We start from the raw sequence: 214 nt of genomic DNA, 5'->3' as shown, positions 1-214 counted from the left end.
AGAAGACCGCAAAAAGCGTGCAGTATCGCTGTTAGAAAAAGTTGGCCTGAAAGATCAGCTGCGTAAATATCCGCATCAGCTATCCGGCGGTCAAAAACAGCGCGTTGCCATTGCCCGAGCCTTAGCCAGCGATCCACAGGTCATTATCGCTGATGAGCCGACTGGAGCCCTGGATCGGCAGAATACGCAGGAAGTATTGGAATTGCTGGACAGC

Annotated in this window: 1 protein-coding gene; it reads left to right on the top strand. The window is 52.3% G+C overall.

All coding sequences use genetic code 11. From position 1 onward, the window contains the following. On the top strand, positions 1-214 hold a 214-nt coding region (locus LJE08_RS14800; RefSeq protein WP_227403689.1), incomplete at both ends, for an ATP-binding cassette domain-containing protein.

This window comes from Holdemanella sp. DFI.5.55, from assembly GCF_020593575.1.
Classification (GTDB): domain Bacteria; phylum Bacillota_I; class Bacilli_A; order Erysipelotrichales; family Erysipelotrichaceae; genus Holdemanella; species Holdemanella hominis.
The sequence above is the reverse complement of the archived record's forward strand: the minus strand, read 5'-3'. Positions and strand labels throughout refer to the sequence as shown.